Annotated in this window: 18 protein-coding genes and 2 other annotated features; of the genes, 15 read left to right on the top strand and 3 right to left on the bottom strand. The window is 42.1% G+C overall.

Going from position 1 to position 16181, the window contains the following annotated elements; all coding sequences use genetic code 11:
* Window positions 1–14 precede the first annotated feature (14 nt).
* The 5 genes from dnaI (at window position 15) to NPA43_RS19265 (ending at window position 5416) form a co-directional block, all read left to right on the top strand.
* Entirely contained in the window at window positions 15–944 is a 930-nt protein-coding gene (gene dnaI, locus NPA43_RS12760; protein WP_256498896.1) for a primosomal protein DnaI, read from the top strand.
* 33 nt (window positions 945–977) lie between these two features.
* Window positions 978–1616: a TVP38/TMEM64 family protein gene (locus NPA43_RS12755; RefSeq protein WP_230031026.1), complete on the top strand. Its 639-nt coding sequence runs from the start codon at window positions 978–980 to the stop codon at window positions 1614–1616.
* 60 nt (window positions 1617–1676) lie between these two features.
* On the top strand, window positions 1677–2546 hold the full coding sequence (ytxC, locus tag NPA43_RS12750; RefSeq protein WP_256498895.1) for a putative sporulation protein YtxC: 870 nt from the start codon (window positions 1677–1679) through the stop codon (window positions 2544–2546).
* 43 nt (window positions 2547–2589) lie between these two features.
* Window positions 2590–2838: a binding site (T-box leader), on the top strand.
* Window positions 2839–2883: 45 nt separating this feature from the next.
* The gene (gene thrS, locus NPA43_RS12745; protein ID WP_256498894.1) at window positions 2884–4824 is read left to right on the top strand and encodes a threonine--tRNA ligase; all 1941 of its coding nucleotides are present in this window, start codon (window positions 2884–2886) and stop codon (window positions 4822–4824) included.
* 247 nt (window positions 4825–5071) lie between these two features.
* On the top strand, window positions 5072–5416 hold the full coding sequence (locus NPA43_RS19265) for an IS3 family transposase (RefSeq protein ID WP_371930212.1): 345 nt from the start codon (window positions 5072–5074) through the stop codon (window positions 5414–5416).
* Window positions 5417–5481: 65 nt separating this feature from the next.
* On the opposite strand, the gene NPA43_RS12730 is transcribed toward NPA43_RS19265, so the two are convergent.
* Window positions 5482–6261, bottom strand: coding sequence for an HAD family hydrolase (locus NPA43_RS12730; protein WP_099726914.1), 780 nt, complete (start codon window positions 6259–6261; stop codon window positions 5482–5484).
* Between the two features lie 177 nt (window positions 6262–6438).
* On the opposite strand from NPA43_RS12730, the gene NPA43_RS12725 reads away from it, so the two are divergent.
* From NPA43_RS12725 to NPA43_RS12690, 8 genes are all read left to right on the top strand, one after another.
* Window positions 6439–8196, top strand: coding sequence for a sensor histidine kinase (locus NPA43_RS12725; protein ID WP_256498892.1), 1758 nt, complete (start codon window positions 6439–6441; stop codon window positions 8194–8196).
* Window positions 8193–8930, top strand: a complete 738-nt coding sequence (locus NPA43_RS12720) for a LytR/AlgR family response regulator transcription factor (protein WP_249704968.1) — start codon at window positions 8193–8195, stop codon at window positions 8928–8930. Before NPA43_RS12725 ends, NPA43_RS12720 begins: the two co-directional genes overlap by 4 nt.
* A 137-nt stretch (window positions 8931–9067) precedes the next feature.
* Window positions 9068–9511 carry an antiholin-like murein hydrolase modulator LrgA gene (gene lrgA, locus NPA43_RS12715; protein ID WP_034320899.1) on the top strand — a complete coding sequence of 148 codons (444 nt, stop codon included), beginning with the start codon at window positions 9068–9070 and terminating at the stop codon, window positions 9509–9511.
* Window positions 9512–9525: 14 nt separating this feature from the next.
* Window positions 9526–10221 carry an antiholin-like protein LrgB gene (gene lrgB, locus NPA43_RS12710; protein ID WP_180275498.1) on the top strand — a complete coding sequence of 232 codons (696 nt, stop codon included), beginning with the start codon at window positions 9526–9528 and terminating at the stop codon, window positions 10219–10221.
* 128 nt (window positions 10222–10349) lie between these two features.
* Window positions 10350–10481, top strand: a sequence feature (ribosomal protein L20 leader region).
* A gap of 71 nt (window positions 10482–10552) precedes the next feature.
* On the top strand, window positions 10553–11068 hold the full coding sequence (infC, locus tag NPA43_RS12705; RefSeq protein WP_034320896.1) for a translation initiation factor IF-3: 516 nt from the start codon (window positions 10553–10555) through the stop codon (window positions 11066–11068).
* A gap of 24 nt (window positions 11069–11092) precedes the next feature.
* Entirely contained in the window at window positions 11093–11293 is a 201-nt protein-coding gene (rpmI, locus tag NPA43_RS12700; RefSeq protein WP_003216324.1) for a 50S ribosomal protein L35, read from the top strand.
* Window positions 11294–11324: 31 nt separating this feature from the next.
* The gene (rplT, locus tag NPA43_RS12695) at window positions 11325–11684 is read left to right on the top strand and encodes a 50S ribosomal protein L20 (protein ID WP_007501659.1); all 360 of its coding nucleotides are present in this window, start codon (window positions 11325–11327) and stop codon (window positions 11682–11684) included.
* Window positions 11685–11747: 63 nt separating this feature from the next.
* On the top strand, window positions 11748–12014 hold the full coding sequence (locus tag NPA43_RS12690; protein ID WP_249704969.1) for a DUF1294 domain-containing protein: 267 nt from the start codon (window positions 11748–11750) through the stop codon (window positions 12012–12014).
* Between the two features lie 23 nt (window positions 12015–12037).
* On the opposite strand, the gene NPA43_RS12685 is transcribed toward NPA43_RS12690, so the two are convergent.
* On the bottom strand, window positions 12038–12442 hold the full coding sequence (locus NPA43_RS12685) for a sigma-w pathway protein ysdB (protein WP_099726920.1): 405 nt from the start codon (window positions 12440–12442) through the stop codon (window positions 12038–12040).
* A gap of 179 nt (window positions 12443–12621) precedes the next feature.
* Here NPA43_RS12685 and NPA43_RS12680 point away from each other — a divergent pair, with 179 nt between their 5' ends.
* Together NPA43_RS12680 and cstA are read left to right on the top strand one after the other, a co-directional pair.
* Window positions 12622–13710, top strand: coding sequence for a M42 family metallopeptidase (locus tag NPA43_RS12680; protein WP_099726921.1), 1089 nt, complete (start codon window positions 12622–12624; stop codon window positions 13708–13710).
* Between the two features lie 352 nt (window positions 13711–14062).
* Window positions 14063–15859, top strand: a complete 1797-nt coding sequence (cstA, locus tag NPA43_RS12675; protein WP_099726922.1) for a carbon starvation protein CstA — start codon at window positions 14063–14065, stop codon at window positions 15857–15859.
* Window positions 15860–15906: 47 nt separating this feature from the next.
* On the opposite strand, the gene sspI is transcribed toward cstA, so the two are convergent.
* A complete protein-coding gene (gene sspI / locus NPA43_RS12670; protein WP_024425725.1) occupies window positions 15907–16128 on the bottom strand; it encodes a small acid-soluble spore protein SspI in 222 nt (73 codons plus the stop codon).
* Window positions 16129–16181 lie beyond the last annotated feature (53 nt).

Raw genomic sequence — 16181 nt, 5'->3', positions numbered from 1 at the left:
GAGGTGAGATGGAGATGAAACCGATCGGTCGTTCATTTGAACAGCTAAAAGGACGAGTAGATTTTCGCGTGAGATACAATCAGATTAAAGAAAGTGTGTTAGCTGATGAAGGTGTAAAAGCCTTTTTAAAGGAGCATCAAGAAGAGATACAAGAAGACATGATCAATCGCAGCTTGAATCGGCTCTTTGAATATGTGCAGCAATCGAAAGGCTGCTCTTACTGCTTAGAGGAAGAGAACGTAAATGCCATTTTAGATGGGTATCATCCGAAGCTTGTGATCAAAGGACAGAGTATTGATATTGAATATTCCCCTTGTCCAGTAAAGCTGCGTCTCGATAGACAGAAAAAACAGCAAGAGCTCATGAAAAGCATGTACATTCCGCAGAATGTTCTTCAAGCGACGTTCGCTGATCTGAACGTCACAGGAAGACAAGAGGTCATCCAAAAAGTAGGTCAATTCCTGCAAAGCTATGATGAGACTGGTAAGGGGAAAGGCTTGTATTTACACGGGAAATTTGGGGTAGGCAAAACGTTTATTCTAGCAGCGATTGCGCAGCAGCTAGCGGAAAAAGAATACCCATCTCTCCTTGTATACGTGCCTGAATTTGTGAGAGAGTTAAAAAATTCTTTAGCCGATCATACACTGGAAGAGAAGCTGAATATGGTCAAATCAACACCTATCTTAATGCTTGATGATATTGGGGCAGAGTCGATGACAAGCTGGGTACGAGATGAACTGCTAGGAACGATCTTACAATATCGTATGGCTGAACAGCTGCCAACTTTCTTCTCTTCTAATTTCTCACCGAGTGAACTAAAGCATCATTTTACGTACTCACAGCGCGGAGAAAAAGAAGAGGTCAAAGCAGCTCGTTTAATGGAACGGATTGTCTATTTAGCAGAGCCAGTCGTACTTGAAGGAGAAAATCGCCGTCATTTATAAAAGCGTACATCACATGAAGGAGGAGCGGATGAGATGAACAAAAGAAAATGGCTGCTTTTTCTCGTGATTGGCATTCTCGTTGCTACGCTATGGTGGCTGAATAAACAGCATCTTCAGCTGGCACCGAAAGATGTGAAGAATTGGATACTTCAATTTGGGATGCTGGCTCCCTTTGTTTTTCTTTTCTTATCACTTTTTCGCCCGTTTGTTCTTGTTCCTCTCACGGTCTTTTCGCTGGCAGCAGGTTTGGCATTCGGCAGTGTACTTGGGACCGTTTATGCCCTCGTCGGTGCTACCGCTGGCGCAACAGGCTCTTTTTGGCTTGCTTCAACCTTCCGTTCAAAGCAGAATGAAACAAATGCAAGCAGCCGGAAGCTGAAAGCGGTGACGTCCCGTATTCAGGAGCATGGGTTTCTGTATATTTTGTTATTGCGTATTGCACCTATTCATTTTGATTTTGTCAGCTATGCGGCAGCAGCTTCACATGCTCAATATCGTGCGTTTGCTGCAGCGACCTTTTTAGGCTTAATACCGGGTACGGTTGCGTTAAATGTCCTCGGGTCAAGCTTTGTTAGCGGCAATTATGCCGCTTTAGCGATTGTTTGTTTGATTTATTTGATCTTTATCTCTGTACCATTCATTTTAAAAAGAAAGATGCCTGATTTATTTTAGGCGTCTATTTTTTATGTTCTCCCCATATATATGTAACAGATGTCGTTAGGGGGGACAAACATGCTTGAAATAATCTTTGAAGATGAATATGATACCGCTGCTTTTTTACATCTTGCTGAACACTTGGACAGTCGGCATCACATGTCAATTCAACAAGGGAAAGACCGGCTTCTCATAGAGGCGAAGGAATCAAAAGAAGCACTTGAGCACATCGTGCGGCCATTACTGGTTCACTTTTTTTTGGAATGCAAAGAAAACGAGCGCATGCGCAGCATCCTTGAAAACACATACTTATTTAAAGATCCCGAAGAGCAGCACCAAATTCTTTCAATCGCCCATAGCATCATGAAAGGGGATATAGATGATATTCCCGGGATTCATCAGGACCCATCAAGGGAAGCCCTGTTAAAAAAGGAGCTTGAGACGATCTCTTTACAGCAAGGTATCTTTTCAATTGGTTCATTTATGACCTTTAGGCTGTCAGAGTATGACAGGAGGCTGAAGAATTATGTTGAAGTATCCATTGAAGAATACAAAATGGAACAAGAATATCAAAACTTTATTCAATCACTTCGAGACTATGTGATGGCAAGAAAGCCCAAGCTTGAAAAAGTACATGTTGTGCATCAGGACCGACTGGTGATTTGGGAATTTCGCTACGCTTCTGAGCGTGATCAAAAACAATACATAGACAGACAGTTTGTAAGAGAACATCCAATGTATATTGATTCGCAGCTGATTGCACCGCTTGTTTCCATTGCTCCGCAAAAGATTAACCTGTTTACAAATGACACAGGTCACTCGATGGTGCAAACCATTCAAAATATTTTTCAAGAAAGGGTCGAGGTGTTCCCGCCTCATTCGTTTGATGAACAAAATGTTCAATTTGTTCATGATCATTTGGTAAAGAAAAGTGAAAAGCTTTCTTGATTTTCACGAAAAAACGTTTTATAATACGGTGTAACTTCATACAGAGACCGTATTGATAAGGACATGAACAAATGAACACCCGCTTATAGAGAGGGAAGCCACGGCTGAAAGCTTCCTAGCAGAGGACCATTTGCTTTACCACCTTTGAACATCAGCTGTGAACTTGTTTAGTAATAGCTGACGGGAATTCCCGTTATCGAACCACAAGCCGTATTTGCTTATGAAAAAGCAAGCTGCAAATACGGGAAAAAGGGTGGAACCACGATTCCGTTTATTCAACCTCGTCCCTTTCCAGGGGGCGGGGTTTTTATATTGCCAAAAAAAGGAGTGACCAGAGATGTCAGAACAAATTCAACTTACATTTCCAGATGGAGCAGTCAAGGAGTTTGACAAAACAGCCACAACAGAAGACATCGCGGCATCAATTAGCCCGGGCCTAAAGAAAAAAGCGCTTGCCGGTAAATTGAACGGCAAAGAAATAGATCTGCGTACGCCGCTTTTAGAAAGTGGAACAATCGAGATCATCACAGATAAAAGTGATGAAGCACTTGATATTATGCGCCACAGCACAGCGCATTTACTAGCGCAGGCGATTAAACGTATTTACGGAAAAGAGCATCATGTCCAGTTTGGTGTAGGTCCTGTGATCGAAAATGGGTTCTACTACGATGTGGACATTGATGTTGCCATCACACCTGAAGACTTACCAAAGATTGAAAAAGAAATGAAAAAAATCATTAATAGCAATCTGCCGATTGAGCGCATTGAAGTATCAAGAGAAGAAGCGAAAAAACGCTTTGAAGCGATTGGTGATGAATTGAAGCTTGAGCTGTTAGAGGCGATTCCAGAAGGCGAAGCTGTCACCATTTATGAGCAGGGTGAATTCTTTGACTTATGCCGCGGAATTCACTTACCGTCTACAGGGAAAATCAAAGAGTTCAAGCTGCTTAGCCTTGCAGGTGCATACTGGAGAGGCGACAGTAACAATCAAATGCTTCAGCGTATTTATGGAACAGCTTTCTTTAACAAAGAAGATTTAAATGAGCACTTACGTCTGCTCGAAGAAGCGAAAGAACGCGATCACCGTAAACTAGGAAAAGAGCTGAAACTGTTTGCGAATTCTCAAAAGGTAGGTCAAGGTCTTCCGCTTTGGCTGCCAAAAGGCGCAACGATCCGCCGCGTGATTGAGCGTTACATTGTCGATAAAGAAGTGCGTCTTGGTTATGAACATGTGTACACACCAGTTCTTGCGAATGTCGAATTGTATAAAACATCAGGCCACTGGGCGCATTATCAAGAAGATATGTTCCCAGTCATGGAAATGGATAACGAAGATCTTGTCCTTCGTCCTATGAACTGCCCGCACCATATGATGATTTACAAAAATGAACCGCATAGCTATCGTGAATTGCCAATTCGTATTGCAGAGCTTGGTACAATGCACCGCTATGAAATGTCAGGCGCCCTATCTGGTCTGCAGCGTGTTCGCGGCATGACATTAAACGATGCACATATCTTTGTGCGTCCAGATCAAATCAAAGACGAGTTCATCCGTACAGTTCGCTTAATTGAAGAAGTGTATCAAGATTTCGGCTTAAATGATTACACATTCCGCTTATCTTACCGTGATCCAGAGGATACAGAGAAGTATTTCGACGATGATGCGATGTGGAATAAAGCGCAGTCGATGCTGAAGGATGCAATGGACGAGCTTGGTCATGACTACTATGAAGCAGAAGGTGAAGCGGCATTTTATGGACCGAAGCTTGACGTACAAGTGAAGACAGCTCTTGGAAAAGAAGAGACGTTGTCCACTGTACAGCTTGATTTCTTACTTCCAGAGCGCTTCGATCTCACATATATCGGAGAAGATGGAAAGCACCATCGTCCAGTCGTTATTCATAGAGGGGTCGTCTCCACAATGGAGCGCTTCGTTGCCTTCTTAATTGAAGAATACAAAGGAGCTCTTCCAACATGGCTGTCACCTGTACAATTCCAAGTCATCCCGGTTTCACCATCTGTTCATCTAGACTATGCGAAAAAAGTGCAAGAACGCTTGCAGCTTGAAGGCTTACGTGTAGAGCTTGATAGCCGTGATGAGAAAATTGGGTACAAAATTAGAGAAGCGCAAATGCAAAAGATTCCGTACATGCTTGTCGTTGGGGATCAAGAAGCAGAAAATGGCGCTGTCAATGTAAGAAAATATGGTGAACAAGATTCAGAAACAATGGATCTTGAAGCTTTTGTGAAACATGCAGTAGCAGAAGCGAAAAAATAATCCTTTTATTTAAGCGGTCAGTGATCTCTTTCCTTGAGATCGCTGGCTTTTTTCTTATGAAAAAATTTTCCACTGGTGATCCAGATGCTTGAATAAAACGTTTAGATAGTGCAAAAGTATGGGTAAGTATGTACTGTTGGTTAGAGACAATGGGGGAATGAAAGCGATGATCCAAACAACAAACACTGTATCATCACAAGTATTGGAGTAATCAGCTGTTCTTCGTGCATTGGAGCACTCACTTGCCATGATTGAATTTGATGTCACAGGTGAGGTGCTATGGGTGAACGATATTTTTGCAAAAGCTATGAGGTATTCTAAGGAAGAGATGGTTGGTCTAAAGCATAGACAGTTTTGTCCTCCGCATATTGCAGAACACGCAAGCTATCAAATGTTTTGGAAGCGTTTGAAGGAGGGGCAAATCTTTCAGGAAAATGTGCAGCGGATCACGAAGCACGGTGCCAACATTGATCGAACGACGACGACCATCGTAGAACGCACTGTCAAAGAATACATTCATTATTATAACAACATTCGTATTCAAACGAAACTAAACCAATCACCGATAAACTATCGGCAATTGGCTGTATAAAGGTGTTTTGATCTCTGTCTCAAAAACGGGGGCCAGTCCCAGAAGAAGGGTGTTTTCTTTTGGTTCTACTTTAATATATCAAACAATTCATGTAAGTCTTTGATTTCATAATCCGGTGTCACATCTGTTTCATTTTTCTTGCCATGGCGATTGATCCAAACGGTTTGGATGCCAACGCGAGATGCCCCGAGAATATCTGTTTTAGGATTATCTCCAACCATGATGACATCGTCTTTTGTTAAGTTTAATAGCTGAAGGCAGTGCTCAAAGATGCCAGGGTCAGGCTTGCCTTTCCCGTAATCTCCTGAAATCACAATCTCATGAAAATAAGGCGCAAGCTCCGGTACACCTGCAAGCTTTTCCTTTTGAAGACTAGGGTCACCGTTTGTTAAAAGGAGTAATTCGTAGCTGCCTTTCAGGCGGTCTAAAACAGGATACGTTTCTTCATAGACATACGGGCGTTTTCTGCGTTCTGCTGCAAAGAAATCAGCCAAGTATTGTCCAAATGCCTCATCGTCAATTCCCGCTTCTTTTAAGCCGTTTGTCCAAGCGTTTTTGCGATACTCTGGTGCAAGGGCGTTCAGCTTTTGAAAGCCTTCGCTAATCGGTTCACTAAAATTTGACCACAGTCCTTCGAAAGGATTAATTCCGATCATGACAGTATAATCATATGTTTCATAGGAAGAGTACAGCTTTCTTGCTTCTTCACGTACAATCTGTTCAAACGCTTCTGGATCAAGTCCATATTTCTTTTCTGCTTCCCGGCATGTTTCCTGAAAAGTTGTGTGAATGCTTTTTTCATCCCAAAGCAAAGTATCATCTAAATCGAAAAATACGGCTTTCATGATCTTCTCCCTTGTTATGTATGTAGTTACCTTCAATTGCATGTGACAGGCTCATGTTCATTTTACAATAGAAGGTGAGGGCAATAAAGAAAAGATTTGAGAGATCTTTGATCATTGACCGCACATGATAGAATAGAAAGACAATAGATATCACATACATCAATTGAGGTGGCCGGTTTGCTTCATTTAATCATTATGATGATCGAGCGTGTGGGGATCATCGTTATTTTAGGATTTGTGCTTGCCCATGTGAAGGGCTTTCGCAATCTGTTGCTTCACAACCAAGGGTTCCGGAAAAAGGCAATCCTTGTCTTTGTTTTTGCTTCTTTTAGTATGATCAGTAATTACACAGGAATCGAAATCCAGCAGCAGATTGTCATGAATCATGAATTTTCTTATCATCTTGGCTCATCAAGCTCCATCGCCAATACAAGAATCATGGGGATTGAAATGGGCGGCTTGATTGGAGGGCCTTTTGTTGGCATTGGCGCAGGCCTTTTAGCTGGAATCCATCGCTATTCACTAGGAGGGAGCACGGCGCTCAGCTGTGCGATTTCTTCGATTTTAGCCGGTGTGATTGCAGGCTATGTCGGCAGCAGGTTTAAGCGGAAGAATCGAATGGTGACACCTCGCCAGGCAGCACTTTTTGGTGTGGCGATGGAATCATTACAGATGATCATTATTCTTCTGTTTGCAAAGCCATTTGCTGATGCTTGGGGGCTTGTGAGCATTATTGCGCTGCCGATGATCTTTGTGAATGGGATCGGAAGCTTTATCTTTTTATCTATTTTGCAGTCAGTGATTCGACAAGAAGAGCAGGCCAAGGCGATGCAGACACATCGTGTATTTTCTATCGCAGATCAAACGCTTCCTTTTTTCCGGCAAGGATTAAATGAACAGTCCTGTAAAAGTGTGGCGGAGATCATTCATCGATTAACAGAAACAGATGCCGTCTCCTTAACAGATACAGAAAAGATTTTAGCGCATGTCGGAGATGGAATGGATCATCATATTCCATCTAAAAGCCTGATTACAGGGCTGTCTAAGCAAGTATTGATCAGTGGGAAGATTATGAAGGCGCATTCGAAAGACGAAATTAATTGTTCAGTCGCCCATTGCCCTCTCGAAGCGGCGATTGTGCTCCCGCTCACGTCAAACGGTCAAACGATCGGAACGTTAAAAATGTATTTCAATTCGCCGGTCGGATTAAGCAGGGTGGAAGAGGAGCTTGCAGAAGGTTTAGCGATGCTGTTTTCCACACAGCTTGAGCTTGGGGAGGCAGAGACCCAAAGCCGTCTGCTAAAAGATGCAGAGATCAAAGCGCTTCAAGCACAGGTGAATCCGCACTTTTTATTTAACGCCATTAATACAATCTCTGTTTTATGCAGAACCAATGTGGAGATGGCAAGGAAGCTGCTACTGCAGCTGAGTATTTATTTTCGTTCAAACTTGCAAGGCGCCCGCCAGCTGCTGATTCCAATGCATAAAGAGATTCAGCATGTAGAGGCTTATTTGTCGCTTGAACAAGCAAGGTTTCCAAATAAGTACCATGTGACCTTTCAAATTGAAAAAGAGCTGGAGCAGGTGATGATTCCGCCCTTTGTGCTTCAAGTCCTTGTTGAAAATGCGGTGAGACATGCTTTTCCTAAACATCAAACGAATTGTGAAGTTATCGTATCCGCTTTGATGAAAGATGGTCGTGTATATATGAAAGTGACAGATAATGGACAAGGGATCGAGGATGACAAGATGGCTCAGCTATTAAAAGCGCCAGTTGAATCACTAGAAGGAACGGGTACGGCCCTTTATAATTTAGACCAGCGATTAAGAGGAATTTTTGGCAGACAAGCCGCTTTAACCATTCATAGTGACAAAGGCACTGACATCTCATTTCACATTCCAATGGACTATGTAAAAAAGGATGATTCTCGTTGATGAAGGTATTAATCGTAGATGATGAAGTTTTAGCAAGAGACGAATTAAAATACTTATTACGAAGAACGAAAGAGGATGTTCAAATAGAGGAAGCAGAAAATATAGAATCTGCTTTTGACCGAATGGTAGACCATAAGCCTGATTTGCTCTTTTTAGACATCGACTTATCTGGTGAGAACGGATTTGATGTTGCCAAACGGCTTAACCGGATGTCTGATCCGCCAGCGATTGTATTTGCTACAGCCTTTGATCAATATGCGCTGAAGGCGTTTGAGGTGAGTGCGCTTGATTACTTAACAAAGCCATTTGATGAAGAGCGGCTTCAGCAAACCATCCAAAAGTTTAAAAAGTGGAAATCCGTTGAGACGCAAGAGCACCAGCTATCAGAAGAGAAACTTCCCCACCAGCAAAAATTAGCCATCTCAGTCGATGACTCGATTGTCATCCTGCAAGTCGAAGAGATTATGTATGTAGGGCTCAGTGAGGGAAAAAAGGTCGTGAAAACAAAGGATCTCATGTATGAGGTAACAGAACCGCTTGTGGTGATTGAAAAGAAGCTGCCTGAGACTTACTTTATGAGGGTCCATCGAAGCTATATTGTCAACACATCTCATATGAAAGAAGTACAGCCGTGGTTTAATTCGACGTATAATCTTCATATGACAGACGGGTCCATCATTCCTGTCAGCCGCACATATGCGAAAGAACTAAAGAAGTCGCTCCTGCTAGAGTAGGGCGGCTTTTTTTGTTTGTATTTCAATACTCGTTTTTTGCATTTCAGTCGTTGAATCCGGTGAGTTTCATTGTAAACGCTTCATTCGTTTATTTCATGCCATATACTGAGGGCAGTCGAAGAAAGAGGTGAAAGGGCATGAGTGCCACAAAAGTATATGGATTTTTATCTCAAGCATTTATCTTTGCAACCGTAATGTTCGTTTCTAATCTCATTTCAATGTATTTACCGATTCCAATGCCTGCATCCGTTATTGGATTGGTTCTATTATTTGTTTTATTAACAACTAAAATCGTGAAACTTGAGCAGGTAGAGCAATTAGGCACATCATTGACAGGACTTATTAGCTTTCTATTTGTTCCTTCTGGTATCTCGGTCATTCAATCACTTGGTGTCATGCAAGAAGTAGGCGTGCAAGTAGTGGGTGTGATTATCATTGCAACCATTATGTTACTTGCAACGACTGGGCTGTTTTCGCAGCTTCTGATGCAATTATCAGAAAGACCGCAGAAACGTAAAGAGACACAGGAGACCAAATCGACTCCTTCTCATTCAAATAAACCAGCTTCAAGTACGCATTAAAGGAGAGGGATAAGATGGATACAAGTACTATGAGTCCGTATTTTGGCATTGTCGTCTCATTAGTCGCCTTTGGGATCGGCACATTCTTATTTAAAAAGTCTAAAGGTTTCTTCTTATTCACACCACTTTTTGTTGCCATGGTGTTAGGTATTTTATTTTTGAAAATTGGCGGCTTTTCCTATGAAGACTATAATGAGGGCGGCCGGATCATTAAGTTCTTCTTAGAGCCTGCCACCATTGCATTTGCCATTCCGCTTTATAAGCAGAGAGCGCTTCTTAAGAAATATTGGTGGCAAATTTTATCCGCTATTTTTGTAGGCTCACTTTGTTCCATTACAATTGTGTATGTCGTAGCAAAAGGAATTCATCTTGATGCGGCTGTCATGAAAAGCATGCTTCCACAGGCAGCGACGACAGCGATTGCTCTTCCGATTGCAAAGGATATTGGCGGAATCGCGGATATTACAGCCTTTGCTGTTATTTTTAATGCGGTGATTGTCTATGCGCTTGGTGCCTTCTTCTTGAAAATGTTTCGAATTAAACATCCAGTGGCAAAAGGTCTTGCACTTGGGACATCAGGACATGCGCTTGGCGTTTCTGTTGGGATTGAGATGGGAGAAGTAGAAGCGGCAATGGCCAGTATCGCCGTTGTGGTCGTAGGGGTTGTGACCGTCATCGTCATCCCAATCTTTATGCAATTGATTCTTTGATGACGTCATTGTTTGAAAAAGTCTTGCCCAATTCGTTTCATCATGATAAAATGAAAAAGTTGTTTCAAGAGTTCGGTTACTTGACGGACAAATGAAAATTGTGTAGAATAGTTAACGAATTGAATAGATATCACAAGCAGAAGCACCCGCTTCTCACCTGCTTGACACATGTTTGTAGTTGACAGGTTGACCGTACATTTATTTTTTCATGCAAATGTTCGTAGTGTGGGTGTTTTATATGCCCACACTTTTTGTTTGCCTGTAAAACATACAACGAAATGGTCAAAATGAATTGTGAACTCAATTCAAAATCTCATGGAGGTGGCTCACTATTAGCAAAGATCAATTAGTTAATGAAGGTATTCGTGCGCGTGAAGTTCGTTTAATCGGACAAAATGGCGATCAGCTTGGGATTAAATCCCGACAGGAAGCTCTGGAGATAGCTGCTAAAGCCAATCTTGACCTTGTGTTAGTTGCTGCAAATGCAAAACCACCTGTTTGCCGAATCATGGACTACGGTAAGTTCCGATTCGAACAGCAGAAGAAGGATAAAGAGGCACGTAAGAATCAAAAAATCATTAGCTTAAAAGAAGTTCGGTTGAGCCCGACAATCGATGAACATGATTTTAACACGAAGCTCCGTAATGCAATCAAATTCCTTGAAAAGGGAGATAAAGTGAAAGCTTCTATCCGCTTTAAAGGCCGTGCGATTACGCATAAAGAAATCGGACAGCGCGTGTTAGACCGTTTCTCTGAAGCTTGCGCTGAAGTAGCAACAGTAGAAACAAAACCTAAGATGGACGGACGCAGCATGTTCCTTATGCTTGCGCCAAAAGTCGAAAAGTAAAGTAACAGAGGGAGGAAATATCCAATGCCAAAAATGAAAACTCACCGCGGATCTGCTAAACGTTTCAAAAAAACAGGTTCTGGTAAACTTAAACGTTCTCATGCGTATACAAGTCACTTGTTCGCTAACAAATCTACAAAGCAAAAACGTAAATTGCGTAAGAGCGCAATCGTAAGTGCTGGAGATTTCAAACGTATCAAACAACAACTTGCAAACATTAAGTAATTTGGAATAGGAATCATAGGAGGGAATTACAATGCCAAGAGTAAAAGGCGGAACTGTGTCGCGTCAGCGTCGTAAAAAGGTTCTTAAATTAGCAAAAGGTTATTTCGGTTCAAAACATAGATTATACAAAGTAGCAAACCAACAGGTCATGAAATCTGGAAACTACGCTTTCCGTGACCGTCGTCAGAAAAAACGTGACTTCCGTAAACTATGGATCACTCGTATCAATGCTGCAGCTCGTATGAACGGTCTTTCTTACAGCCGTTTAATGCATGGCTTAAAGCTTTCTGGTATCGAAGTAAACCGCAAAATGCTTGCTGACCTTGCTGTGAATGACCTAAACGCATTCAATCAGCTTGCTGATGCTGCAAAAGCACAACTAGACAAGTAAGTCATATAAAAGATCATTCCGTCGAGGGGTGATCTTTTTTTCTCATCATGTGAGGTGAAAAGAATGAACATCGGTCTGATCCTGCTGCTTATCTTAGTGAATGGCTATGGTTTTTTTCTTATGGGAGAGGATAAGCGCCGGGCTAAAGCGCATAAATGGAGAATTTCAGAGGCACATTTATGGAGTGCAGCGGTACTTTTTGGCGCTGCTGGGTCATTTCTTGGGATGCAGTATTTCCGGCATAAAACAAAGCATACTGCCTTTCAAATTGGCATGCCTGCTTTAATTGTTTTGCAGTTGATCATATTAGGATATATCCATCTCATCTGAAACTGAAAAAGGAGCAGACGCCATCAGGACGGCGTGTCTGCTCCTTTTTTGTGTTTGATTTTTTTGATGGGCTGATCCCAATCAATTTTTGTTTGAGGATACCGTTCGATGATGTTTTCCTCAAGTTTTTCAAAGTCTTCTAATGTAAATTCATTTAGTTTCTCAGGTGACTCCGTCCAAACGTAAATGGAGTGGACAAACAGAGGATGATCCTTAGAAGGAACATGCTTTTCCCCTTCAAACAAGACACCTTTATAGACGAAATTAAAATTTTTGCGCGCATTTTGCTGTTCGTCCATAAAATAAAAGCCTTCTTTTAATTGCGCTTGTTTCAGCTTTCTTCTCGGATTTGAGAAGAATTTTACCGCCATGTAGAAAATGTAGACAAGCAGTGCAACAAGAGCGAGTCTAATGAGGATTACAAACATGACAGGATGCACCTCCAATACCGTTATCTGATGTACTACGAATGAGAAAGTCAAAAGGTTTCAACTTTTTTTAAAAAAATATTTCGTAAAACGAAAAAATATTCATAAAAAGATCGTATTGAACGAAAGAGGTTTTGTATAATAAGAATGCACCATGAAGATAAAGGAGGATAAATGGAATGACAAAGCTAGATCAAACATTAACTATGCTGAAAGACCTAACGGATGCAAAAGGGATTCCAGGTAATGAACGTGATGTCAAAAAAGTCATGCAGACATACATAGAATCATATGCAGATGAAGTCTCGACAGACCGCCTTGGCAGCTTGATCGCTAAGAAGGAAGGAAACGCAAACGGCCCTAAAATCATGCTCGCTGGTCACTTAGATGAAGTAGGATTCATGGTGACAAAAATTGATGACAAAGGCTATATTCGTTTTCAAACGGTTGGCGGCTGGTGGTCACAGGTCATGCTGGCGCAGCGTGTCACCATTGTGACGAAAAAAGGGGAGATCACAGGCGTGATTGGTTCTAAACCACCACATGTCTTATCGCCAGAAGCCCGTAAAAAATCAATTGAGATAACAGATATGTTTATTGATATTGGGGCTTCAAGCAAAGAACAGGCAATGGAGTGGGGAGTGCTGCCTGGAGATCAAATCGTTCCTTACTTTGAGTTTACGGTGATGAATGATGAAAAAATGCTCCTTGCAAAAGCATGGGACAACCGTATCGGCTGTGCAGTTGCGATTGATGTCATGAAGAATTTACATGCCACTCAGCATGAAAATATCGCTTACAGTGTTGCGACTGTACAAGAGGAAGTAGGCTTACGCGGAGCCAAAACAGCAGCTGCTACGATCCAGCCTGATATTGGATTTGCCATTGATGTTGGTGTAGCAGGAGATACGCCTGGCATTACTGAAAAAGAAGCAACAAGCAAACTTGGTCAAGGACCAACGATCGTTGTTTTTGACGCTTCTATGGTATCTCATAAAGGGCTTCGCGATTTTGTTGTCCAGACAGCAGATGAATTGAACATTCCTTATCAATACGATTCAATGCCTGGCGGGGGGACAGATGCTGGCGGTATCCATTTAACGGGTCATGGTGTTCCATCCCTATCAATCGGGATACCAAGCAGATATATTCATACCCATGCAGCGATGATTCACCGGGATGATTATGAAAATGCAGTGAAGCTTTTAACAGAAGTGATCAAAAGACTCGATCAAAAAACTGTCGAGCAGATTACGTACGGTTCTTAATAGGAAGGCCTTTCCTCGGCATTGGGGAAAGGCTTTTTTTGTTCCATTGAATTTCCCAGGAAATGAACCTCGTTGTTCAAGTTGCGTCAAAAGAACTGTTTTTGACAAATGGAGAGGAAATTTTCTAGTGAATAAGGCACATGTGATCAAGCTTTTATTTTTGTAAGATGAAATCAATAAAAAGGACAGAGCCTAGAGACCGCTCTGCCACAAGAGAGTTTATGGAAGTAGGTGAAGCTAACTTAAGAATAAGTCAATTATTCCTATCTTTCAACTTTGTTTTAAAAGAAAGAAAAATCAATCAATTTATGTTATATTTGTAACAAATTGTTTATACAAAGGGGATGGTTAAATGAATGCGGTTACAATTGTCATAGGATCTATGTGTATTTTAGCGATAGCGTATCGTCTGTATGGTACATTTATGATGGTCAAGGTATTAAAGGTCACAGATGATCATCCGACACCAGCTCATACACTAGAGGACGGAAAAGATTACGTGCCAACAAATAAATGGGTCACATTTGGACATCACTTTGCTGCGATTGCAGCTGCTGGCCCACTAGTTGGTCCAATTTTAGCCGCACAATTTGGATATTTACCTGGTCTCCTTTGGCTTTTAATCGGAGCGGTGATTGGCGGAGCTGTGCATGACCTTGTCGTGTTATTTGCTTCGATGCGAAAAAAGGGGAAATCACTATCAGAGGTAGCGAAAGAAGAGCTAGGACCTGTTGCAGGATTTTGTACAGGGCTTGCCATGCTATTTATCATAACGATCACAATGGCAGGGCTGTCGATGGTTGTGCTTCATGCTTTAGAACGAAACCCTTGGGGGACATTTGCAGTCGGAATCACCATTCCAATTGCAATGGGGGTAGGTCTTTATTATAAAAAGACAGGCAATTTAAAGCTGGCCACATCTGCGGGATTTATTTTACTGATGTTTGGTGTATTCCTTGGACCAAATATTCAAGGAACGGCACTTGGTGATTTTTTAACACTTGATACAAAAACGCTGGCTCTCGCCTTGCCGATTTATGCATTCTTTGCAGCGGCTCTGCCAGTTTGGCTGCTATTGGCACCAAGAGACTACTTAAGTAGTTTTATGAAAATTGGTGTTTTCATCGCTCTGATTGCTGGGATCTTTGTGGTGAATCCGGCCATTCAATTTCCAGCGTTTACAGAGTTTGTGAATGGAGGAGGGCCTGTTTTAGCTGGTCCTGTCTGGCCATTTATATCAATTACAATTGCTTGCGGCGCCATATCCGGTTTCCACGCATTTGTTGGCTCAGGAACAACGCCAAAGATGCTGGACCGCTGGAGTGATATGAAGCCTGTAGCGTTTGGTGCAATGCTAGTGGAATGCTTGGTGGGGATCATGGCGTTAATTGCCGCCACAGCTCTTCATCCAGGAGATTATTTTGCGATTAACAGTACACCAGAAGTGTTCCGAACGCTCGGTATGAGTGTCGAGAACCTTCCGCAGCTTAGTAAGGAAATTGGTCTTGATTTAGAGGGAAGAACGGGTGGAGCCGTTACATTAGCAGTGGGGATGGCGTATATCTTTACGGGGATTCCATTCTTTAGCCATTTGGCGTCTTATTTCTTCCAATTCGTCATTATGTTTGAAGCTGTCTTTATTTTAACAGCTATTGATGCTGGAACGCGTGTGGCACGTTATTTGATTCAAGACTTCTTTGGAGAAGCATATAAACCGCTTAAACGAAATGATTGGGTACCTGGGTCTGTGTTTGCAAGTGCGCTTGCCTGTTTTATGTGGGGATACTTGCTTTACTCTGGGGACATCGGGTCCATTTGGGCGTTATTTGGGGTTTCAAACCAATTAATGGCCTCGGTAGGCTTGATCATTGGTGCGACCGTTGTGTTAAAAATTGCGGATAAAAGGCGATATATGCTGACTTGTTTAATTCCGCTCGCTTACTTATATGTCACCGTGAATTATGCGGGCTATTGGATGGTGGCCAATGTATACCTCAATCCTGAGGCGTCTGGCTACAGCGTGCTTAATGCGTTCTTGTCGATCATCATGCTGATCTTGGGATTTGTGATTATTGTGTTTGCTATTAAAAAATGGGTCGAGATCTGGCGTGATCCAGCGCTTCGGATGGAGACACCTATCACTGGATAAACGAACAAAAGCCGGTTTGCTGTCATACATAAGCAAACCGGCTTCTTTTATTGCTGCTGCTGAGGCTTTAAGCCCTGCTCTAATGTTTCAAGGATTTCATTTTTTTCGTTTTCTGATGCCTCTTGCCATAAAACCTCAAACAACACGCCAAGGCCTGGCAGCATTTTTTCCTCGCCGCTTTGAATCGCATCTAAAATCGTATGTTCAAGCTGCTCTTGATTATGGCCAGTGATGTTTTGAATGACTGCGCCTCTTAAATTAAAATCCATTGCCCACACTCCTTTTTTGATGGTAATAGCCCTATTCTGTCTCAAAGACAGGT

The organism is Bacillus pumilus (genome assembly GCF_024498355.1).
Lineage (GTDB): Bacteria > Bacillota > Bacilli > Bacillales > Bacillaceae > Bacillus > Bacillus pumilus_P.
The sequence above is the reverse complement of the archived record's forward strand: the minus strand, read 5'-3'. Positions and strand labels throughout refer to the sequence as shown.

Bases quoted from the DNA above. Each gene is read 5' to 3' on its own strand.
- dnaI (WP_256498896.1), top strand. From the start codon at position 15: ATGAAACCGATCGGTCGTTCATTTGAACAGCTAAAAGGACGAGTAGAT.
- NPA43_RS12755 (WP_230031026.1), top strand. From the start codon at position 978: ATGAACAAAAGAAAATGGCTGCTTTTTCTCGTGATTGGCATTCTCGTT.
- ytxC (WP_256498895.1), top strand. From the start codon at position 1,677: ATGCTTGAAATAATCTTTGAAGATGAATATGATACCGCTGCTTTTTTA.
- thrS (WP_256498894.1), top strand. From the start codon at position 2,884: ATGTCAGAACAAATTCAACTTACATTTCCAGATGGAGCAGTCAAGGAG.
- NPA43_RS19265 (WP_371930212.1), top strand. From the start codon at position 5,072: ATGATTGAATTTGATGTCACAGGTGAGGTGCTATGGGTGAACGATATT.
- NPA43_RS12730 (WP_099726914.1), bottom strand. From the start codon at position 6,261: ATGAAAGCCGTATTTTTCGATTTAGATGATACTTTGCTTTGGGATGAA.
- lrgA (WP_034320899.1), top strand. From the start codon at position 9,068: ATGAGTGCCACAAAAGTATATGGATTTTTATCTCAAGCATTTATCTTT.
- lrgB (WP_180275498.1), top strand. From the start codon at position 9,526: ATGGATACAAGTACTATGAGTCCGTATTTTGGCATTGTCGTCTCATTA.
- rpmI (WP_003216324.1), top strand. From the start codon at position 11,093: ATGCCAAAAATGAAAACTCACCGCGGATCTGCTAAACGTTTCAAAAAA.
- rplT (WP_007501659.1), top strand. From the start codon at position 11,325: ATGCCAAGAGTAAAAGGCGGAACTGTGTCGCGTCAGCGTCGTAAAAAG.
- NPA43_RS12690 (WP_249704969.1), top strand. From the start codon at position 11,748: ATGAACATCGGTCTGATCCTGCTGCTTATCTTAGTGAATGGCTATGGT.
- NPA43_RS12685 (WP_099726920.1), bottom strand. From the start codon at position 12,442: ATGTTTGTAATCCTCATTAGACTCGCTCTTGTTGCACTGCTTGTCTAC.
- NPA43_RS12680 (WP_099726921.1), top strand. From the start codon at position 12,622: ATGACAAAGCTAGATCAAACATTAACTATGCTGAAAGACCTAACGGAT.
- cstA (WP_099726922.1), top strand. From the start codon at position 14,063: ATGAATGCGGTTACAATTGTCATAGGATCTATGTGTATTTTAGCGATA.
- sspI (WP_024425725.1), bottom strand. From the start codon at position 16,128: ATGGATTTTAATTTAAGAGGCGCAGTCATTCAAAACATCACTGGCCAT.